Here is an 18018-nt window from a genome sequence, read left to right as displayed (position 1 = left end):
GGGGAGCGTTGTGATCTCGGCGCATACCTGACTGATTTAGTCGGCTCTGTCAATTCCGACTTTTTTGGTCGGAATACGGCCGGAGTGTTGCAGCCCCTCACATCACCGTAGGACGATTGCAGCGCCGCACCATTTTCGGCAAAGTGCGGGAAATTCAGGAATAATCATGCTCGACGCCTATGCCCGCCGCCTCATCGATCCGCCGCTGAACCGCGCTGGGCGTGCCATGGCATCGACGGGAATCACCGCAAATACCGTCACGCTCATCGGGCTTGGTCTGGGCCTTTTGTCTGCCGCATTGATCGTGTTGGGCTATTTTGGCGCGGCGCTTATCGTGCTGCTGCTAAGCCGTATTGCTGACGGGCTCGACGGTGCTGTCGCGCGCGCCACGCAGAAATCCGACTTCGGCGGATACCTCGATATCACCTGCGATTTCCTGTTGTACGGCGCGGTTCCGATGGCTTTCGTCTGGCATGATCCGTCCAATGACGCTGCCGGAGCGTTTTTGCTCACCTCCTTCTATTTCAACGGCGCAAGCTTCCTCGGCTACGCGATCCTCGCCGAACGGCACGAGATGGAGACCGAGGCGCAGGGCATCAAGTCGCTCTATTACTCCAACGGGCTGCTCGAAGGGACGGAGACGGTGCTGTTCTTCGTCCTCCTCTGCCTGTTCCCGAGCGCGTTCCCCGCGCTATCGTGGGTCTTCGGCTGCCTGTGTTTTCTGACCGCCACCTTGCGCCTTTATGGCGCGTCCAAGCTATTTTCCGATGGAAAGGACCATTGATGAAGTCTCCGCTCCTTGCTCTGGCGCTGATCGCCCCGACTGCCCTCTGGGCCGAAACCGACCCCGCAGATTGGGACGCCGTGCTTGAAGTCGCCAAGGGCCAGACGGTCTATTGGAACGCATGGGGCGGCTCCACGGCGACCAACGATTTCATCGCGTGGGTCGGTGATCGGGTCGAAGAAGACTTCGGCGTCACCCTCGAACACGTCAAACTCACGGACACCGCCGATGCCGTCACTCGCGTGCTATCCGAGCGTGATGCGGGCAAGGACGACGACGGCGCGATCGACATGATCTGGATTAACGGTGCGAACTTCGCCTCGATGAAAGAGGCTGGTCTGCTCTACGGTCCCTACGCCGAAAGCTTGCCGAATTGGGCCTATGTAGACACTGATGGCAAGACTGTCCGCACCGACTTTACTGTGCCCACCAACGGCTATGAAAGCCCGTGGGCTATGGCGCAGGTGGTATTCATGTATGACACCGTGGATATGGAGCCTGTCGGCGATATGAACGCCCTCCTGGACTGGACTGCCGCCCATCCCGGTCGTTTTACCTACCCGCAGCCGCCCGATTTCCTTGGAACGACTTTCCTCAAGCAGGCTCTCGTTGACCTGCTGCCGGACCCGAGCGTTCTGCAAGACCCCGCTACCGACGACAACTACGCCGAAGTCACTGCTCCGCTGTGGGAATGGCTGGATGCGCTGACGCCGACCCTCTGGCGCGATGGCACCGTCTATCCGCAAACCGGCCCTGCCCAGTTGCAATTGATCGCGGATCAGGAGGTCGACCTCGCCATTTCCTTCAGCCCGGGTGAAGCGTCCACAGCGATCGCGAATGGCCAGTTGCCCGACACGGTGCGGACCTTCGTTCTGGGCAAAGGCACCATCGGCAACGCGTCGTTTGTCGCGATCCCGTATAACTCCGGCTCGAAGGAAGGCGCGATGGTCGTGGCCGATTTCCTGATGTCGCCTGAGGCGCAGGCACATGCACAAAACCCCGACATTCTCGGCTACGGCACCGTGCTCGACATGGCGAAACTGGATGACGCCCAGCGCGCTGCGTTCGACGAACTGGACCTCGGCATCGCAACGCTCAGCCCTGCCGAGTTAGGCTCTGTACAAGCGGAACCGCATCCGTCGTGGATGACCCGCATCGCCGAAGACTGGGACGCCCGCTACGGCGTTACGCAGTAAGTGGCCCGCCTGCTGGTCGCGCTTCTGCTGATCGGTCCGGTCGCTGCCGGACTGATCGGCGTGGTGCTTCCGGCGTTCGGATATTTCCCCGCCATCGGGCGTACAGCCTTTGGACTGGACGCTTTTGCCGAGCTGTTTGCATGGCCCGGCTTTGTGCCATTGATCCGCTTGTCCATGACGACCGGATTGGGCGCCACGGCGCTCGCAGTGATCGGTGCCTCCCTGATTTCCGCCGCTTTGGTCGGCACCAAAGCGTGGCGGTGGTTGAGGACGACGCTCGGCCCATTCCTCGCCCTGCCCCACGCAACGGCGGCTTTCGGATTGGCCTTCGTCATTGCACCGTCTGGGTTGATCGTTCGCCTGCTGGCCGTGCCTTTCGGTTGGGATCGGCCGCCCGACCTCGTGATCATTAACGACCCATTGGGCCTCGCGATGATCCTCGGACTCGCGATGAAGGAAATCCCGTTCCTCCTCCTCATGATCATCGCCGCCCTGCCCCAGAGCGATTTTGACCGCCGCCTCCAAGTCTCCGGAGCGCTGGGCTACGGACGGATCGCGGGGTGGTTCCTGACAGTCTGGCCCGCAATTTATGGCCAGATCAGGCTGCCAGTGTACCTCGTGCTCGCGTATTCGATCTCGGTCGTCGATGTAGCGATCATCCTTGGGCCGACGACCCCGCCTCCGCTCGCGGTCGCGATCACGCGGCTCATGAACGATCCCGACCTCGCGATGCGCAGCAAGGCCGCCGCAGGAGCGCTAGTACAGCTTGGCTTGGTCATCGGAGCATTCGGCATCTGGTGGCTGGTTGAACGCACGTGCCGAGCATTCCGCAATGCCATCATCAACGCCGGAGGGCGGCTGCTTTCTGCCGAGGCGACAAAGCCTTTGGCCACGGCGACAGCCTACACGATCACGGCGATGCTGATCGCCGGGATCGGGATCGCGGCTCTGTGGTCCGTGGCGGGCTTCTGGGGCTTCCCGAATTTGCTGCCCGACAGTTTCACACTGCGCAGCTGGACCAGACAGGATGCCTTGGTTGACGCTGGAATGGAGACTGTTTTGATCGCCGGTGCTGCAGTGATCGCTGCGCTTCTGATCGCACTTTCACTCACCTACACGGACCGCAAACTGCCCACGTGGCTCCTCTACGCACCGCTCATCGTGCCGCAAGTGACGTTCCTTCCGGGCCTGCAAACGCTGATGCTTTTCGCGGGGCTAGAGGCTGGCGTCCTCCCCGTCCTTCTCGTGCACTTAATATTCGTCCTCCCGTACGTCCTGCTGACATTCCAAGGCGCATCGGACGCTTGGGACAGACGCTTTGCTATCATTGGCGCGGCGCTGGGCCGTTCTCGTCACAGTATCTTCCTCAGGCTACAACTCCCCATGCTGATCGGCCCGCTCCTCGGCGCGCTCGCCATTGGTTTCGCGGTGTCGGTTGGCCAATATCTCCCCACCTTGCTAATTGGCGGCGGACGGGTGGAGACTTTGACGACCGAGGCCGTGGCGCTCGCATCGGGCGGAGACCGCAGGCTGATCGGGGTCTACGCTGTGGCCCAAACCATTGCGGCACTGCTGCCATTTGTGATCGCAGCGATGGTGCCCGCAATCATTTGGCGAAACCGGAAAGGAATGGCGCATGGCTGAACGGTCTTTGGTGCTGGAAAACGTGCGCATTTCACTCGGCGGGGCAGAATTACTCGAGGTCGACTTCACCGTGAACGCGGGCGAAGTCGTCACGATCATGGGCCCCTCCGGCTCCGGCAAATCGACGCTTCTGGCGTGGCTTACCGGCAACCTGCCCAGCGCCTTCTCAGCGTCGGGTCGCGCGCTCTTGAATGGCAATGACATCTCGAACTTGCCGCCAGAGAAGCGCCGCATGGGCATCCTTTTCCAAGACGACCTGCTTTTCCCGCACATGAGCGTCGGGCAAAACCTGTCGTTCGGACTGCGCGGTGCGGACCGCACATCACGTATCGCCGACGCGCTTGCAGCCGTCGGGTTGGACGGATTCGAAGGTCGAGATCCAGCCACTTTGTCGGGCGGTCAGCGGTCCAGAGTGGCCCTGATGCGCATGTTATTGTCCGAACCGAAGGCCCTTTTGCTCGATGAACCGTTCGGAAAACTCGACGCGGAGTTGCGCGGCCAAGTCCGTGACCTCGTGTTCAAACACGCGAAAAATCAAAGACTTCCGGTTCTCATGGTCACGCACGACGTAGCGGACGCAGAGGCCGCCGGGGGGCGGATCATATCCCTTCGTTCATAAACTGCCCAAAATTTACCGTTTGATAAAAAATGGACCTGTGTAATGCTTTGAACAAAATCAAGGCACGACAGGGAGCCAACATGACCTCGCCCATGACCCCCGGCATTGCAGCCGGTCGATTGAGCACCGAGGAGATCGCAGCCAATTTTGCGGATCTTCACCCGCAGTTCGACGCGCACGAAGCGCAAGTCGCAGCTGACCGGTGCTATTTCTGCCACGACGCGCCGTGTATGACGGCCTGCCCGACGAGCATCGACATTCCGTTGTTCATCCGGCAAATCCAGACGGACACGCCCGAAGCGGCGGCCAAGACAATTTTTGAACAAAACATTCTTGGCGGTATGTGCGCACGGGTCTGCCCGACCGAAACGCTCTGCGAAGAGGTGTGTGTTCGCGAAGCCGCCGAGGGTAAGCCGGTCGAGATCGGACGCCTCCAGCGCTATGCGACCGACACGCTGATGGCCAAACAGAGCCATCCGTTCAGCCGTGCGCCCGAAACGGGCAAGCGCATTGCAGTCGTCGGTGCCGGTCCTGCCGGTCTGGCGTGTGCTCACCGCCTTGCGATGAAGGGTCACAGCGTCACGATCTATGACGCAAAGCCCAAGCCGGGCGGCCTCAATGAATATGGCATTGCGGCCTACAAAACCCCGCATGATTTCGCTGCGAAAGAGGCCGACTGGCTGATGCAGATCGGCGGGATCGACCTGCGCACCGGTATTGCTATCGGCTCGGATATCACTCTGGACGAACTACGGGGCGACTTCGACGCGGTCTTCCTCGGCATCGGTCTTGGCGGCGTGAATGCGCTCCGCACAGGCGGTGAAGAGCTTGCGACCGACGCGGTGGAATTCATTGCGGACCTCCGTCAGTCGAGCGACCTGAGCGCCCTGCCCGTTGGCCGCAATGTCGTGGTCATCGGCGGCGGCATGACAGCAGTCGACGCGGCGGTGCAGTCCAAGCACCTCGGCGCTGAGAATGTCACCATCGCTTATCGCCGTGGCCGCGACGCCATGCCAGCGAGCCGCTACGAACAGGACCTCGCCGCTGCGAACGGCGTAAAACTGATGTTCAACGTGATGCCGTCTTCGCTGGCGGAAGGTGAAATCACGCTCGAATACACGAGCGTCACCGATGGCAAGCTGTCAGGCACTGGCGAAACCGTCACTATTCCGGCGGATCAGGTGCTTAAAGCCATCGGCCAGACCCTGACCACCGACAGCGGTGTTGCGGTCGAAGGCGGCAAGATCGCTGTGACCGGCGCGGGCCGCACGAGCATTGACGGTGTCTGGGCTGGCGGCGATTGCACCAACCTTGGCGAAGACCTGACTGTCTGGGGCGTGGCCGAAGGCCGTGACGCCGCCGAAGACATCCACACAACTCTGATGGGGGCGTAAATGGCTGACCTCACGACAGATTTTCTGGGTATCACATCCCCGAACCCGTTCTGGCTGGCCTCCGCGCCGCCGACCGATAAGGAATACAACGTCCGCCGTGCTTTCGAGGCCGGTTGGGGCGGTGTCGTTTGGAAGACCCTCGGTTCCGAAGGTCCGCCGGTCGTCAACGTCAACGGCCCGCGTTACGGCGCGATCTGGGGCGCAGACCGCCGTCTGCTCGGTCTGAACAACATCGAACTGATCACCGACCGCCCGCTTCAAACCAACCTCGACGAGATGACCCGCGTCAAAAAGGACTACCCCGACCGCGCGCTCATCGCGTCGATCATGGTCCCGTGTGACGAACAGTCGTGGAAAGAGATCCTGCCCCGCGTCGAAGATACCGGCGCTGACGGGATCGAACTGAACTTTGGCTGTCCGCACGGCATGGCTGAACGCGGCATGGGTTCGGCCGTCGGTCAGGTGCCCGAGTACATCCAGATGGTCACCGAGTGGTGCAAGATGTACTACTCCAAGCCCGTCATCGTGAAACTGACACCGAACATCACTGACATCCGCAAGCCTGCGCGCGCGGCAAAAATCGGCGGTGCGGACGCTGTTTCGCTGATTAACACCATCAACTCGATCACCTCGGTGGACCTCGACCAGATGGCGCCGGAACCGACCATCGGCGGCAAAGGCACACACGGTGGTTATTGCGGTCCGGCGGTCAAACCGATCGCAATGAACATGGTGGCCGAGATCGCGCGCGATCCGGAAACCCATGGGCTCCCGATTTCGGGTATCGGCGGCATCACCACGTGGCGTGACGCGGCAGAGTTCATGGCGCTGGGCGCGGGTAACGTGCAGGTCTGTACCGCTGCGATGACCTACGGCTTCAAGGTCGTTCAGGAAATGATCAGCGGCCTGTCGCAATGGATGGACGAAAAAGGCTACAAGTCGACCGCCGATTTCGTCGGCATGGCGACCCCGAACGTCACCGACTGGCAGTACCTCGATCTGAACTACGTGACCAAAGCGAAGATCGATCAGGACGCCTGTATCTCGTGCGGTCGTTGCTTCGCAGCCTGCGAAGATACCAGCCACCAAGCCATCCTGATGAAGGAAGGCCGCGTGTTCGAGGTGGACGACAGCGAATGCGTTGCCTGCAACCTTTGCGTCAACGTTTGTCCTGTCGAGGACTGCATCACCATGGTCGAACTGCCCAAGGGCGAGGTCGATCTGCGTACTGGCCAGAAACGCGGCGACTACGCCAACTGGACCACCCACCCGAACAACCCGTCGTCGACGGCAGCGGAATAATCAACAGTGGTGGCCCCGCTACGGGGCCATCATTTCGGCGTCAGCATCGAAATGAAAAGGTGATCGAGGTATTTTTGCGCCCCATCGAACGGGTCCTTGCCCTCCATGATCGTGTCGACCTGCACCGCGAAGTCCGCATAGTGCTGGGTCATCGACCAGATCGAGAAAATCAGATGGTAAGGATCGACTTCGGCAATGCGGCCCTCTGAAATCCACTGACGGATCAGCGCACATTTTTCGTCAACGAGTGGTTTCAGTTCGCCGCTGAGTGCATCGAGGATGCGCGGGGCGCCCTGAAGGATCTCATTTGCAAAGAGACGGCTTTCACGCGGATATTCGCGCGACATCTCGATCTTGCGGTGAACATAGGACAGGATTTCCTCGATCGGATCGCCGTCGTGCTCCATTTCCCGCAGAGGGTCGAGCCAAGTGTCGAGCAGCATCTCCAGCAGTTCGACGTGGATCGCTTCCTTGGACGGGAAATAATAGAGCAGGTTCGGTTTCGAGAGGCCCGCAGCCTCGGCGATCTGGTCCAATGTCGAGCCGCGGAACCCGTACTTGGAAAACACCTCCAGACCTGCGTCCAGAATGGTCTTACGGTTCTTTTCCTGAATGCGGGTACGTGGCTGGGATTTGGTCATTGGCCCCGATTTCCTCTTCATTACTGCATAAACAATTAGCGGTTTTTTCCTGCTGATGCCAACGCGATACCGGAACGCTTGACTGGATTTGACCCTTTGATAGCGTTCATTTGACCGATTGGTAAAACAAGCAAGCGTTTTTGCACAAAACAAACGCAGCGCAAAAAAACAGGGAGGCTGACATGCCAGCGACCTCACCAGCCGAAAATATGCAGATCAACGGCGACCGTCTTTGGGACAGCCTCATGGAAATGGCCAAGATCGGACCGGGCATTGCGGGTGGCAACAACCGTCAGACCCTCACCGATGACGACGCCAAGGGCCGCGAGCTTTTCCAGAAATGGTGCGAGGACATCGGCTGCACCATGGGCGTGGACAAGATGGGCAACATGTTCGCCACCTACCCCGGTTCCGACCCAGACGCCCTGCCCGTTTATATGGGTAGTCACCTCGACACCCAGCCCACGGGCGGCAGATACGACGGTGTTCTGGGCGTGCTTGGCGGCCTCGAAGTGCTGCGGACGATCCATGACCTCGACGTGAAAACCAAACACCCGATCGTTCTGACCAACTGGACGAACGAAGAAGGCACCCGCTTTGCCCCTGCCATGCTGGCCTCCGGCGTGTTTGCCGGAATGCACGAAATGGACTGGGCCTACGACCGCGAAGACGCCGAGGGCAAGAAATTCGGCGACGAGCTCCAGCGTATCGGTTGGGTTGGCGACGAAGAGGTCGGCACCCGCAAGATGCACGCGATGTTCGAACTGCACATCGAACAGGGTCCGATCCTTGAAGCCGAAGAAAAAGACATCGGTGTTGTCACGCACGGCCAAGGTCTGTGGTGGCTGCAGGTCACGCTGACCGGCAAGGACGCGCACACGGGTTCGACCCCGATGCACATGCGCGTCAATGCGGGCCTCGGAATGGCGCGGATTACGGAACTTGTGCACACTGTCGCCATGGACAATCAGCCCGATGCGGTCGGTGCCATCGGCCAGTGCAACGTCTATCCCAACAGCCGCAACGTGATCCCCGGTAAGTGCGTATTCACCATCGACATCCGCTCTCCGCATCAGGAAAAGCTGGACGGGATGAAGGCGCGACTTGAGGCTGAAGCCCCGAAAATCGCTGAAGAACTCGGCCTTGGTATCGAAATCGAACCCGTCGGCCACTTCGATCCTGTCACTTTTGACGAAGGCTGCGTGACCGCCGTCCGCAACGCCGCCGAGCATCTGGGCTATTCGCACATGGATATCATCTCGGGCGCCGGTCACGATGCCTGCTGGATCAACCGTGTCGCGCCGACGTCTATGATTATGTGTCCGTGTGTCGACGGCCTGTCCCACAACGAGGCTGAAGAGATCAGTCAGGAGTGGGCCGCGAAAGGCACAAACGTCCTCCTACATGCCGTGCTCGAAACGGCGGTCGTCACGGGCTAAACTGACACCAAAGCTGCGCGGGGTCATTCCATGGACCAGTCACACCAGATCGGAACAGGATTACGGAGCCATCACGCTCCGTCGTTCCCGCGCGGCAGCACCCATTTTGGCAAAAAGACCTGCGATCAAATGCAGGCGTACAACGCCACCAACAGAAACTGACCAGCCGCCGTCCCGCGCCGCATGGTCGGGCAGGGACGCGCAGCACACCAACAGCCGGAGGTCCCATGTCCAACTCTACCGTCATCAAGAACGGCACCATCGTCACCGCTGACCTGACTTACAAAGCCGACGTCCTCGTCGAAGACGGTGTCATCACTGAAATCGGGCAGGGGCTGCCCGGTGATCAGGAACTCGACGCGACCGGCTGCTATGTCATGCCGGGCGGTATCGACCCGCACACCCACCTCGAAATGCCGTTCATGGGCACCTATTCGACCGACGATTTCGAAAGCGGCACCCGCGCAGCGCTCGCTGGCGGTACCACGATGGTCGTCGACTTCGCGCTGCCGTCGCCCGGTCAGGGTCTGATGGACGCGATCCAGATGTGGGACAACAAATCCACCCGCGCCAACTGTGACTACAGCTTCCACATGGCCGTGACGTGGTGGGGCGAGCAGGTTTTCAACGAGATGGAAACCGTTGTCCGCGAAAAAGGCATCAACACTTTCAAGCACTTCATGGCCTACAAAGGCGCGCTGATGGTGAACGACGACGAAATGTACGCGTCGTTCCAGCGCCTGTCCGAGCTTGGCGCGATCGCCATGGTTCACGCGGAAAACGGCGATGTGGTTGCCGAATTGTCGGCCAAACTGCTGGCCCAAGGCAACACCGGCCCTGAAGCTCACGCCTATAGCCGCCCGAGCCAGGTCGAAGGCGAGGCCACCAACCGCGCGATCATGATCGCCGACATGGCTGGCGTGCCGCTTTATGTCGTTCACACCTCCTGCGAGGAAAGCCACGAAGCCATCCGCCGCGCACGTATGCAGGGCAAGCGTGTGTGGGGCGAGCCGCTGATCCAGCACCTGACGCTCGACGAAAGCGAATACTTCGACAAGGATTGGGACCACGCCGCCCGCCGTGTGATGTCGCCGCCGTTCCGTAACAAGAAGCATCAGGACAGCCTCTGGGCAGGTCTCCAATCGGGCTCGCTGTCGGTTGTGGCAACCGACCACTGTGCATTCACCACCGAGCAAAAGCGTTACGGGGTAGGGGACTTCACCAAGATCCCGAACGGCACCGGCGGTCTTGAGGACCGTATGCCGATGCTCTGGACCCATGGCGTGAACACGGGCCGCCTGACCCCGAACGAGTTCGTCGCCGTGACTTCGACCAACATCGCCAAAATCCTGAACTGCTATCCGAAGAAGGGCGCGGTGCTTGTCGGCGCCGATGCCGACCTCGTCGTCTGGGATCCGGAGAAAGAAAAGACAATCGCAGCATCGACCCAGCAGTCCGCAATCGACTACAACGTCTTCGAGGGACAAAAAGTGAAGGGCCTGCCGCGCTTCACGCTGACCCGCGGGCAGGTCGCGCTCTACGATGGCGAGGTACGCACGCAGGAAGGCCACGGTAAGTTTGTGAAGCGCGAACCGAACACCGCCGTGAACACCGCTCTCTCGAAATGGAAAGAACTTACCGCCCCGCGTCCGGTCGAACGTACCGGCATTCCCGCGACCGGCGTTTAAAGAAAGACGAATACCGGATGAGCGTCATCGAAGCCAAAGGGCTCAACCTCACCTTTCAAACCAACGACGGGCCGGTTCATGCCCTCAAGGACGTGAACCTGACCATCGAGAAGGGCGACTTTGTTTCGTTCATTGGTCCCTCGGGATGCGGCAAGACCACGTTCTTGCGGTGTGTCGCGGGACTTGAACACCCGACGGGCGGTACGCTCTCCGTCAACGGAATGACCCCTGAGGAGGCGCGGCAAGCCCGCGCTTACGGCTACGTGTTTCAGGCCGCCGGCCTTTACCCGTGGCGGACCATCGGGCGGAACATCGCGCTTCCGCTCGAAATCATGGGCTATTCCAAGTCCGAACAGGCCGAGCGCGTGAAACGCGTGCTCGATCTGGTCGAACTCACTGGTTTTGAAAAGAAATTCCCGTGGCAGCTATCGGGCGGTATGCAGCAGCGTGCCTCGATTGCCCGTGCGCTGGCCTTCGATGCCGACATCCTGCTGATGGACGAACCCTTTGGCGCGCTGGACGAAATCGTCCGTGACCGCCTGAACGAAGAGGTTCTGAAGCTCTGGAACAACACGGGCAAAACCATCGGTTTCGTCACCCACTCCATCCCCGAAGCGGTGTACCTGTCGACCAAGATCGTCGTGATGTCCCCGCGTCCGGGGCGGATCACGGACGTCATCGAAAGCACCCTGCCGCGCGAGCGTCCGCTCGATATCCGAGACAGTGCCGAGTTCATCGCCATTGCGCACCGCGTGCGTGACGGTCTGCGTGCGGGGCACTTGGATGAATAAACTCGGCCCCGTCATTACCGTGATCCTTGCGATTGTCGCGTTCTGGTATGTCGCGGCGGTGCCGATGAATGTGCAGGAAACGCTGACTGCCGCCGAACGGGCAGGGGTCGCTGTGACTCCCGACAATGCACGCGAACGCTCCGAAGTCGGTCGCTGGTCGCTCGTGTTCCAGAACATGGACGCGCTGGGCGGAAGCTGGAACGTCGAGCGCGCCCGTCTGCCGAGCCCGCATCAAGTGCTGACCGAAATCTACCACTCCACGTGGGACGAGGAGGTCAATGGCCGCCGCGGTATCGTCAACTCGGGCAGCTTCTCGAACCGCAGCCTCGTCTACCACTCGGGCGTCACGCTGGGTGCGACGGTGCTCGGTTTCCTGATCGGCGCAGGCTTCGGCATTCTACTTGCGGTGGGCATCGTCTACAGCCGCACGATGGACCGCAGCGTCATGCCGTGGGCCATCGTCAGCCAGACCATTCCCATCGTCGCGCTCGCGCCGATGATCATTGTGGTGCTCTATTCCATCGGGATCGGGGGCATGATGCCCAAGGCTGTTATCAGTGCCTATCTCAGCTTCTTTCCGGTCGTCGTCGGCATGGTGAAGGGCCTTCGGAGCCCAGATCATATGCAGCTCGACCTGCTGCGGACCTATAACGCCAGCAAGTCGCAGGGCTTCTGGAAGCTGCGCTTGCCCGCGTCGATGCCGTATCTGTTCACCTCGTTGAAAATCGGCATCGCGGCCTCGCTCGTCGGTGCCATCGTGGGCGAGCTTCCCGTGCAGCGCGGCGGACTTGGCGCGCGGATGTTGTCGGGCAGCTACTATGGCCAAACCGAACAAATCTGGGCCGCTCTCTTCGTGGCCGCTATCCTTGCGGCGCTGATGGTTGCTATCATCGGCTGGATCGAAGCGCGGACCCTCAAGCGGATGGGGATGGCTGTATGACTCTGGTAATTCTTGCTCTCGTCATCTGGATCGCGGCTTGGGCGTTTAACGCTTGGCTTTCGAACGGACCGTTGGCGAATTCGCGGATCGCGGGCATTGCCGTGCCGCTCATTTTCGGCGCCACGGTGCTGATCGTGTGGGAGCTTGTCGTGCGCGGCATGAACGTCGCGGCGGTTATCCTGCCGCCGCCGTCGGTGATTGCGGGGACGTTCGCGCAGAACCTGCCTACGCTCTGGGCTGACGCGGTGCAAACCATCGGCAAAGGCGCGGTGTCCGGCTACATCATTGGCTGCGGCTCGGCGTTTGTCGTCGCGATCATTGTTGACCGCTACGACTTCCTGCGCCGCGGGCTTTTGCCGGTCGGCAACTTCATGGCCGCGCTCCCGATTGTGGGCATCGCCCCGATCCTCGTGATGTGGTTCGGCTTCGACTGGCAGTCCAAGGCCGCCGTGGTGGTGGTCATGGTGTTTTTCCCGATGCTGGTAAACACGGTGGCGGGCCTTCGCGATACGTCTGCGATGCAGCGCGACCTGATGCACACCTACGCAGCCGGATATTTCCAGACGCTTTTCAAACTGCGTCTTCCAGCGGCGATGCCCTTTGTTTTCAACGGGCTTAAAATTGCGACAACGCTGGCACTTATCGGTGCAATTGTTGCCGAATTCTTCGGATCACCCGTGCTTGGTATGGGTTTCCGCATCTCCACCTCTGTCGGCCAGCTCGCGCTTGATATGGTCTGGGCAGAAATCGTGGTGGCCGCTTTGGCGGGCAGTGCCTTTTACGGCCTGATCGCCTTGATTGAACGGGGGGTGACCTTCTGGCACCCGTCGCAACGAAAGTAACCGGCGCAAAGACCGGACAACATCAACCGACTAGGAGGTCGTATCATGAAGAAGTACCTTGCTGGCGCCGTCGCGGCTCTGTGCACTGCCTCGGGAGCCTTTGCTGCCGATGACGTTACTCTCCAGCTCAAGTGGGTCACTCAGGCCCAGTTCGCTGGCTACTATGTGGCTCTGGATCAGGGCTTCTACGAAGAAGCCGATCTGAACGTTACCATCCTGCCGGGTGGTCCGGACATCGCGCCTGGTCAGGTTCTGGCCGGTGGCGGCGCTGACGTGATGGTCGACTGGCTTCCGTCGGCTCTGGCTGCCCGCGAAAAGGGCCTGCCGATCGTCAACATCGCCCAGCCGTTCAAATCCTCGGGTCTGATGCTGACCTGCTGGAAGGACAGCGGCATCACCGGTCCGGAAGATTTCGCAGGCCACACTCTCGGCGTCTGGTTCTTCGGCAACGAATATCCGTTCCTGTCGTGGATGAGCCAGGAAGGCATCTCGACCGATGGCGGCGAAGATGGCGTGACAGTTCTCAAGCAGGGCTTCAACGTCGACCCGCTGCTCCAGCGTCAGGCTGACTGTATCTCCACCATGACCTACAACGAATTTGGTCAGGTGCTCGAAGCTGGCGTCACCGAAGACGAACTGGTGACCTTCAAGTACGAAGACGTGGGTGTCGCGACCCTCGAAGACGGTCTCTATGTCCTCGAAGACCAGCTCGAAGATCCGGCGTTCGTCGATAAGATGGTGCGCTTCGTTGCCGCTTCGATGGAAGGCTGGAAGTGGGCCGAAGAGAACCCCGAAGAAGCTGCGATGATCGTTCTGGACTACGACGAAACCGGCGCCCAGACCGAAGAGCACCAGATCTACATGATGGGTGAAGTCGCCAAGCTGACCGCCGGTTCGAACGGCGCGCTGGACGAAGCCGACTACCAGCGTACCGTCGACACGCTGCTGGCCGGTGGCTCCGATCCGGTCATCACTATGGTTCCCGAAGGCGCTTGGACCCACGCGATCACCGACGAAGCTCTGAACTGAGCCTCGCGCTGATTTGAAAAGGACGCCTCGCATATTGCGGGGCGTCTGTGCGTTTTCGCCGCTCTTCGCGATAGACGTGTCCCATGTTTCGCGATAACGATTCCCCTCGAACCCAAAGCGCTTTGGAGGAGAGGGACACATGAGTATTCGTACTGTTGTTTGGGGTGAAAACGTCCACGAACAGAAAAACAAAGTCGTAGCAGACATCTATCCGACCGGTATGCACCAGTGCATTGCCGACGCGCTGAACACGGATGAGGGTATCACTGCGACGACCGCAACGCTGCAAGAGCCGGAGCATGGTCTTCCGCTCGAGCGTCTTCAGGAAACCGACGTTCTGCTGTGGTGGGGCCATGCCGCACACGGTGACGTTACGGACGAGATCGTCGAACGCGTTGCCGAACAGGTGCACGCAGGCATGGGCCTGATCGTTCTGCACTCAGGCCACTTTGCAAAGATTTTCAAGCGTCTGATGGGCACCCCGTGTAACCTGACATGGCGCGAAGCGGGCGAACGCGAGCGCCTTTGGCTCACCAGCCGCAACCACCCGATCGCTGCCGGTCTTCCGGATCATTTCGAGCTGGAAAACGAAGAAATGTACGGTGAGCCCTTCGGCATTCCGGAACCGATGGAAACCGTCTTTGTGTCATGGTTCCAAGGCGGCGAAGTCTTCCGCTCTGGCGTCACCTACAAGCGCGGCGCGGGCAATGTTTTCTACTTCCGTCCGGGTCACGAGACCTATCCGACCTACCACGATGCGAACGTCCAGACCGTTCTGCGCAACGCGGTAAAGTGGGCCTACAACCCCGCGAAACGAATCGAAAAGCCGAACGACGCGCCGAACGTGCCTGTCGAAACCGCGCTCGAACCGATCGAAGAGCGCGGTCCGAAGCTCCACCAGGCCGGCGAGGAGGGCTATAAGTGAATGAAGTCCGCATCCTGATCCTCGGAACAGGCGGCATGGCGAACTCGCACGTCGAGGGCTTCAAAGAAGCTCCCGGCGCGCGCGTTGTCGCCGGCATCGACACCAATCAGGAGCGCCTCGATGCGTTCCTGAAAAAACACGACATCCCGCATGGTTTCACCTCCATCGCCGACGCACTGGCTTGGGGTGAATTCGATGCGGTGTCGAACGTCACGCCTGACTCCGTCCACCACATGACCACGCTCCCGCTGCTCGCAGCGCACAAGCACGTGCTCTGTGAAAAGCCGCTGGCGGTGAACCACCACGACGCGGTCGAAATGGCCGAGCGTGCCGCTGCCGCTGGCGTTGTGAACATGGTCAACCTGACCTACCGCAACGGCGCTGCGCTGATCGAGGCCAACCGCCTCATTCAGGAAGGCGTCATCGGCGAGGTCCGCCACTTTGAAGCGTCCTACCTGCAAAGCTGGCTCACCCAGCCCGCGTGGGGCGAATGGTCGACCGAGTCGCAATGGCTCTGGCGTCTGTCGACCGCGCACGGCTCGAACGGGGTTCTGGGCGACGTGGGTGTCCACATCCTCGACTTCGCGACCTATGCGGCGAATTCGGCCGTGTCGAACATCTCCTGCCGTCTTCAGACCTTCCACAAAGCGGAGAACGACAAGATCGGTGAGTATGTCCTCGACGCCAACGACTCGGCTGTCATGAACGTTCGTCTGGATAACGGAGCGATTGGTGTCGTCCACACGACCCGCTTTGCGTCGGGCCACATGAACGACCTGACGCTCAAGATCTACGGCACGAAGGGCGGCCTCGAAGTCGTCGACAAGATGGGGCACAGCGCGCTGCGCGGCTGCATCGGTGCTGATCTGAAAACCGCCGAGTGGAAAGACCTGCCGATCGGCAAAGTGGACACCAACTACGTCCGCTTCGTCAAAGCCATCCAGAACGATCTGCCGGTTCTGCCCGACTTCGCGCGCGGTGCGGCCCTGCAAAAAGTGCTGGATCAGGCAGTCGCCTCCAACGCCCAAGGTGGCGTGGATCTGGCTATCTAACTTGTGTGACAGGGTCGGATTGCCGTAGGATCGTGTTGTTTTTCAACGGGTCTTCCTATGGGTACGGCGTCCGCCCCTGCATTCTTCTACCATCCGGATGCCGTCGAAACGGCGGGCAAAGACCTCGTTGGTCGCCGCTCTGCCGGACAGACCGCGCTGAAGGCTTTCATCAAGCATAGCCCCGGACCGACCCTCAACATCGTCACTGACACGCCCAAGGGGCAGGCCGCGTTCGAAAAAGTCGCGGCGCAGCTTGGCGCGGATCGCCCTATCGACGGCGCGGTCTTGCGGAGCATGGATGACTTCACCCGTTTCGGTACGGTGTTCTTTCCCGTACCTGGCTTCAACGGCGCCACATGGCGGCGTCAGCGGTTCGCACCCGAGGCCTGTTCGCTCGTCGGGATCACCCACACTGTCTCCACCCGCCGCGTGATCGAACAACTGCATCATCAGTTGCTGGAACCCGTCGAGGAGTGGGACGCGATCATATGCACCTCCCGCGCGGTCAAGACGGTGGTGAGCCGTCAGCTTGCCCTCAGCGCAGAGTTCATTCGCCGCCGTTTCGGTGCAACCCGCATCCCGTTGCCGCAGCTGCCCGTCATTCCGCTGAGCGTTGATGCAAGCGATTTCCGCCGGAACAGTGACTATCGTGCCGAAGCGCGCGGCAAATTCGATGTGCCCGAGGCTGCGATCGTCATCATGACCATGGGCCGCCTGACAGTGGGCGAAAAGGCCAATCCCGTACCGCTTTATCAAGTACTCGAACGCCTCGCACAGCGCTTGGATCGGCCCGTCCACCTCTGGCAGGTCGGTTGGGCGCGGCGTGAAGATGACGAGCGGTTCTTCATCGACGGCCCCGCTGCGCTATGCCCCTCGGTCACGTCGCGCATCATCGACGGGCGGGATGAGTGGGTGCGCCGCGCGATCTGGTCCGGTGCGGATATCTTCACGCTGCCCGTGGACAACATTCAGGAGACCTTCGGCATCGTTCCGATTGAGGCGATGGCAGCCTCGCTGCCTGTGGTCATGCCTGATTGGGACGGTTTCCGCGATACGGTGCGCCACGGCGAGACAGGGTTCCTCATCCCGACCCGTATGGCGCGGGCGGGCAATGGCGCGCGGATTGCCAGCCGTTTCGCCGATGGTCGCGACAGTTATCTCGGCTACCTCAGCCTCGTGTCCAACGCGACCGAGATTGATCAGGACGCTTACCTCGCCGCGCTCGAACGCCTCGCGCGCGATCCGATCCTGCGGGAAAAGATGGGGCGGGCAGGGGCTGCGCATGTCGCGCAGAACTTCGATCTGAGGCCGGTGATGAACCAGTACCTCCGCCTTGCCGACGAACTTGCCGAGCGGCGCGAGGTCGCCAAGTCCCACTCCAAACGTCTCAGCCCCTCCGCGGTTTCCCCGATCGAGGTTGATCCATTCGCGCTCTATCGCGGTTATCCAGCTGAAATAGTCAATGATCAGACCGAAGTTGCCATCCTTCAAGTGCCTACTGTGGACGAGATCAAGGCTCTCGACCGTCTGAACGGGCGCGATCACTACGATCGCAGGATCATGCCGCCCGAACGCACGGTCCGGAACGTAGTGCAAATGGCCGCCCACGCCCCCGCAACGCTCGCGTCCCTGTCGAAATCGACGGGCATCGGTGTGTTGGAGCTTGAATTGACAGCACTTTTCCTTGCCAAATACGGCATGGCAAAGCTGTCTTCGCCGCAATAATTGCAGG

At 60.6% G+C, this 18018-nt stretch carries 16 protein-coding genes; 15 read left to right on the top strand and 1 reads right to left on the bottom strand.

What is annotated here, in order from left to right:
* Positions 1–166: 166 nt before the first annotated feature.
* The 6 genes from IF204_RS13450 (at position 167) to preA (ending at position 6939) form a co-directional block, all read left to right on the top strand.
* Positions 167–784: a CDP-alcohol phosphatidyltransferase family protein gene (locus IF204_RS13450; protein WP_194097617.1), complete on the top strand. Its 618-nt coding sequence runs from the start codon at positions 167–169 to the stop codon at positions 782–784.
* Positions 784–1980, top strand: a complete 1197-nt coding sequence (locus IF204_RS13445) for an ABC transporter substrate-binding protein (RefSeq protein WP_194097616.1) — start codon at positions 784–786, stop codon at positions 1978–1980. The genes IF204_RS13450 and IF204_RS13445 overlap by 1 nt, the downstream gene beginning before the upstream one ends.
* The gene (locus tag IF204_RS13440) at positions 1981–3624 is read left to right on the top strand and encodes an ABC transporter permease (protein ID WP_194097615.1); all 1644 of its coding nucleotides are present in this window, start codon (positions 1981–1983) and stop codon (positions 3622–3624) included.
* Positions 3617–4243, top strand: a complete 627-nt coding sequence (locus IF204_RS13435) for an ATP-binding cassette domain-containing protein (protein WP_194097614.1) — start codon at positions 3617–3619, stop codon at positions 4241–4243. Before IF204_RS13440 ends, IF204_RS13435 begins: the two co-directional genes overlap by 8 nt.
* A gap of 80 nt (positions 4244–4323) precedes the next feature.
* Positions 4324–5637 carry an NAD(P)-dependent oxidoreductase gene (locus IF204_RS13430; protein ID WP_194097613.1) on the top strand — a complete coding sequence of 438 codons (1314 nt, stop codon included), beginning with the start codon at positions 4324–4326 and terminating at the stop codon, positions 5635–5637.
* The gene (gene preA / locus IF204_RS13425) at positions 5638–6939 is read left to right on the top strand and encodes an NAD-dependent dihydropyrimidine dehydrogenase subunit PreA (RefSeq protein WP_194097612.1); all 1302 of its coding nucleotides are present in this window, start codon (positions 5638–5640) and stop codon (positions 6937–6939) included.
* A gap of 29 nt (positions 6940–6968) precedes the next feature.
* Here the strand turns inward: preA and IF204_RS13420 are convergent, their stop codons facing one another.
* Positions 6969–7580 carry a TetR family transcriptional regulator C-terminal domain-containing protein gene (locus IF204_RS13420; protein ID WP_194097611.1) on the bottom strand — a complete coding sequence of 204 codons (612 nt, stop codon included), beginning with the start codon at positions 7578–7580 and terminating at the stop codon, positions 6969–6971.
* Positions 7581–7762: 182 nt separating this feature from the next.
* Here IF204_RS13420 and IF204_RS13415 point away from each other — a divergent pair, with 182 nt between their 5' ends.
* The 9 genes from IF204_RS13415 (at position 7763) to IF204_RS13375 (ending at position 18011) form a co-directional block, all read left to right on the top strand.
* The gene (locus tag IF204_RS13415) at positions 7763–9019 is read left to right on the top strand and encodes a Zn-dependent hydrolase (protein WP_194097610.1); all 1257 of its coding nucleotides are present in this window, start codon (positions 7763–7765) and stop codon (positions 9017–9019) included.
* 227 nt (positions 9020–9246) lie between these two features.
* Positions 9247–10707: a dihydropyrimidinase gene (gene hydA, locus IF204_RS13410; protein ID WP_194097609.1), complete on the top strand. Its 1461-nt coding sequence runs from the start codon at positions 9247–9249 to the stop codon at positions 10705–10707.
* A 17-nt stretch (positions 10708–10724) separates the two neighbouring features.
* Complete coding sequence (locus IF204_RS13405; protein ID WP_194097608.1) at positions 10725–11498, top strand: ABC transporter ATP-binding protein; 774 nt, start codon at positions 10725–10727, stop codon at positions 11496–11498.
* On the top strand, positions 11491–12438 hold the full coding sequence (locus IF204_RS13400; protein ID WP_194097607.1) for an ABC transporter permease: 948 nt from the start codon (positions 11491–11493) through the stop codon (positions 12436–12438). The genes IF204_RS13405 and IF204_RS13400 overlap by 8 nt, the downstream gene beginning before the upstream one ends.
* Positions 12435–13280, top strand: coding sequence for an ABC transporter permease (locus IF204_RS13395; RefSeq protein WP_194097606.1), 846 nt, complete (start codon positions 12435–12437; stop codon positions 13278–13280). The genes IF204_RS13400 and IF204_RS13395 overlap by 4 nt, the downstream gene beginning before the upstream one ends.
* Positions 13281–13325: 45 nt before the next feature.
* A complete protein-coding gene (locus tag IF204_RS13390; RefSeq protein WP_194097605.1) occupies positions 13326–14309 on the top strand; it encodes an ABC transporter substrate-binding protein in 984 nt (327 codons plus the stop codon).
* Positions 14310–14448: 139 nt separating this feature from the next.
* The gene (locus tag IF204_RS13385; RefSeq protein ID WP_194097604.1) at positions 14449–15234 is read left to right on the top strand and encodes a ThuA domain-containing protein; all 786 of its coding nucleotides are present in this window, start codon (positions 14449–14451) and stop codon (positions 15232–15234) included.
* Complete coding sequence (locus IF204_RS13380; protein ID WP_194097603.1) at positions 15231–16286, top strand: Gfo/Idh/MocA family protein; 1056 nt, start codon at positions 15231–15233, stop codon at positions 16284–16286. Before IF204_RS13385 ends, IF204_RS13380 begins: the two co-directional genes overlap by 4 nt.
* Positions 16287–16343: 57 nt before the next feature.
* The gene (locus IF204_RS13375; RefSeq protein ID WP_194097602.1) at positions 16344–18011 is read left to right on the top strand and encodes a glycosyltransferase family 4 protein; all 1668 of its coding nucleotides are present in this window, start codon (positions 16344–16346) and stop codon (positions 18009–18011) included.
* Positions 18012–18018 lie beyond the last annotated feature (7 nt).

This window comes from Marivivens aquimaris (assembly GCF_015220045.1).
GTDB lineage: Bacteria > Pseudomonadota > Alphaproteobacteria > Rhodobacterales > Rhodobacteraceae > Marivivens > Marivivens aquimaris.
Note: the sequence above shows the minus strand (reverse complement) of the source record. Positions and strands in the feature narration are given on the sequence as shown.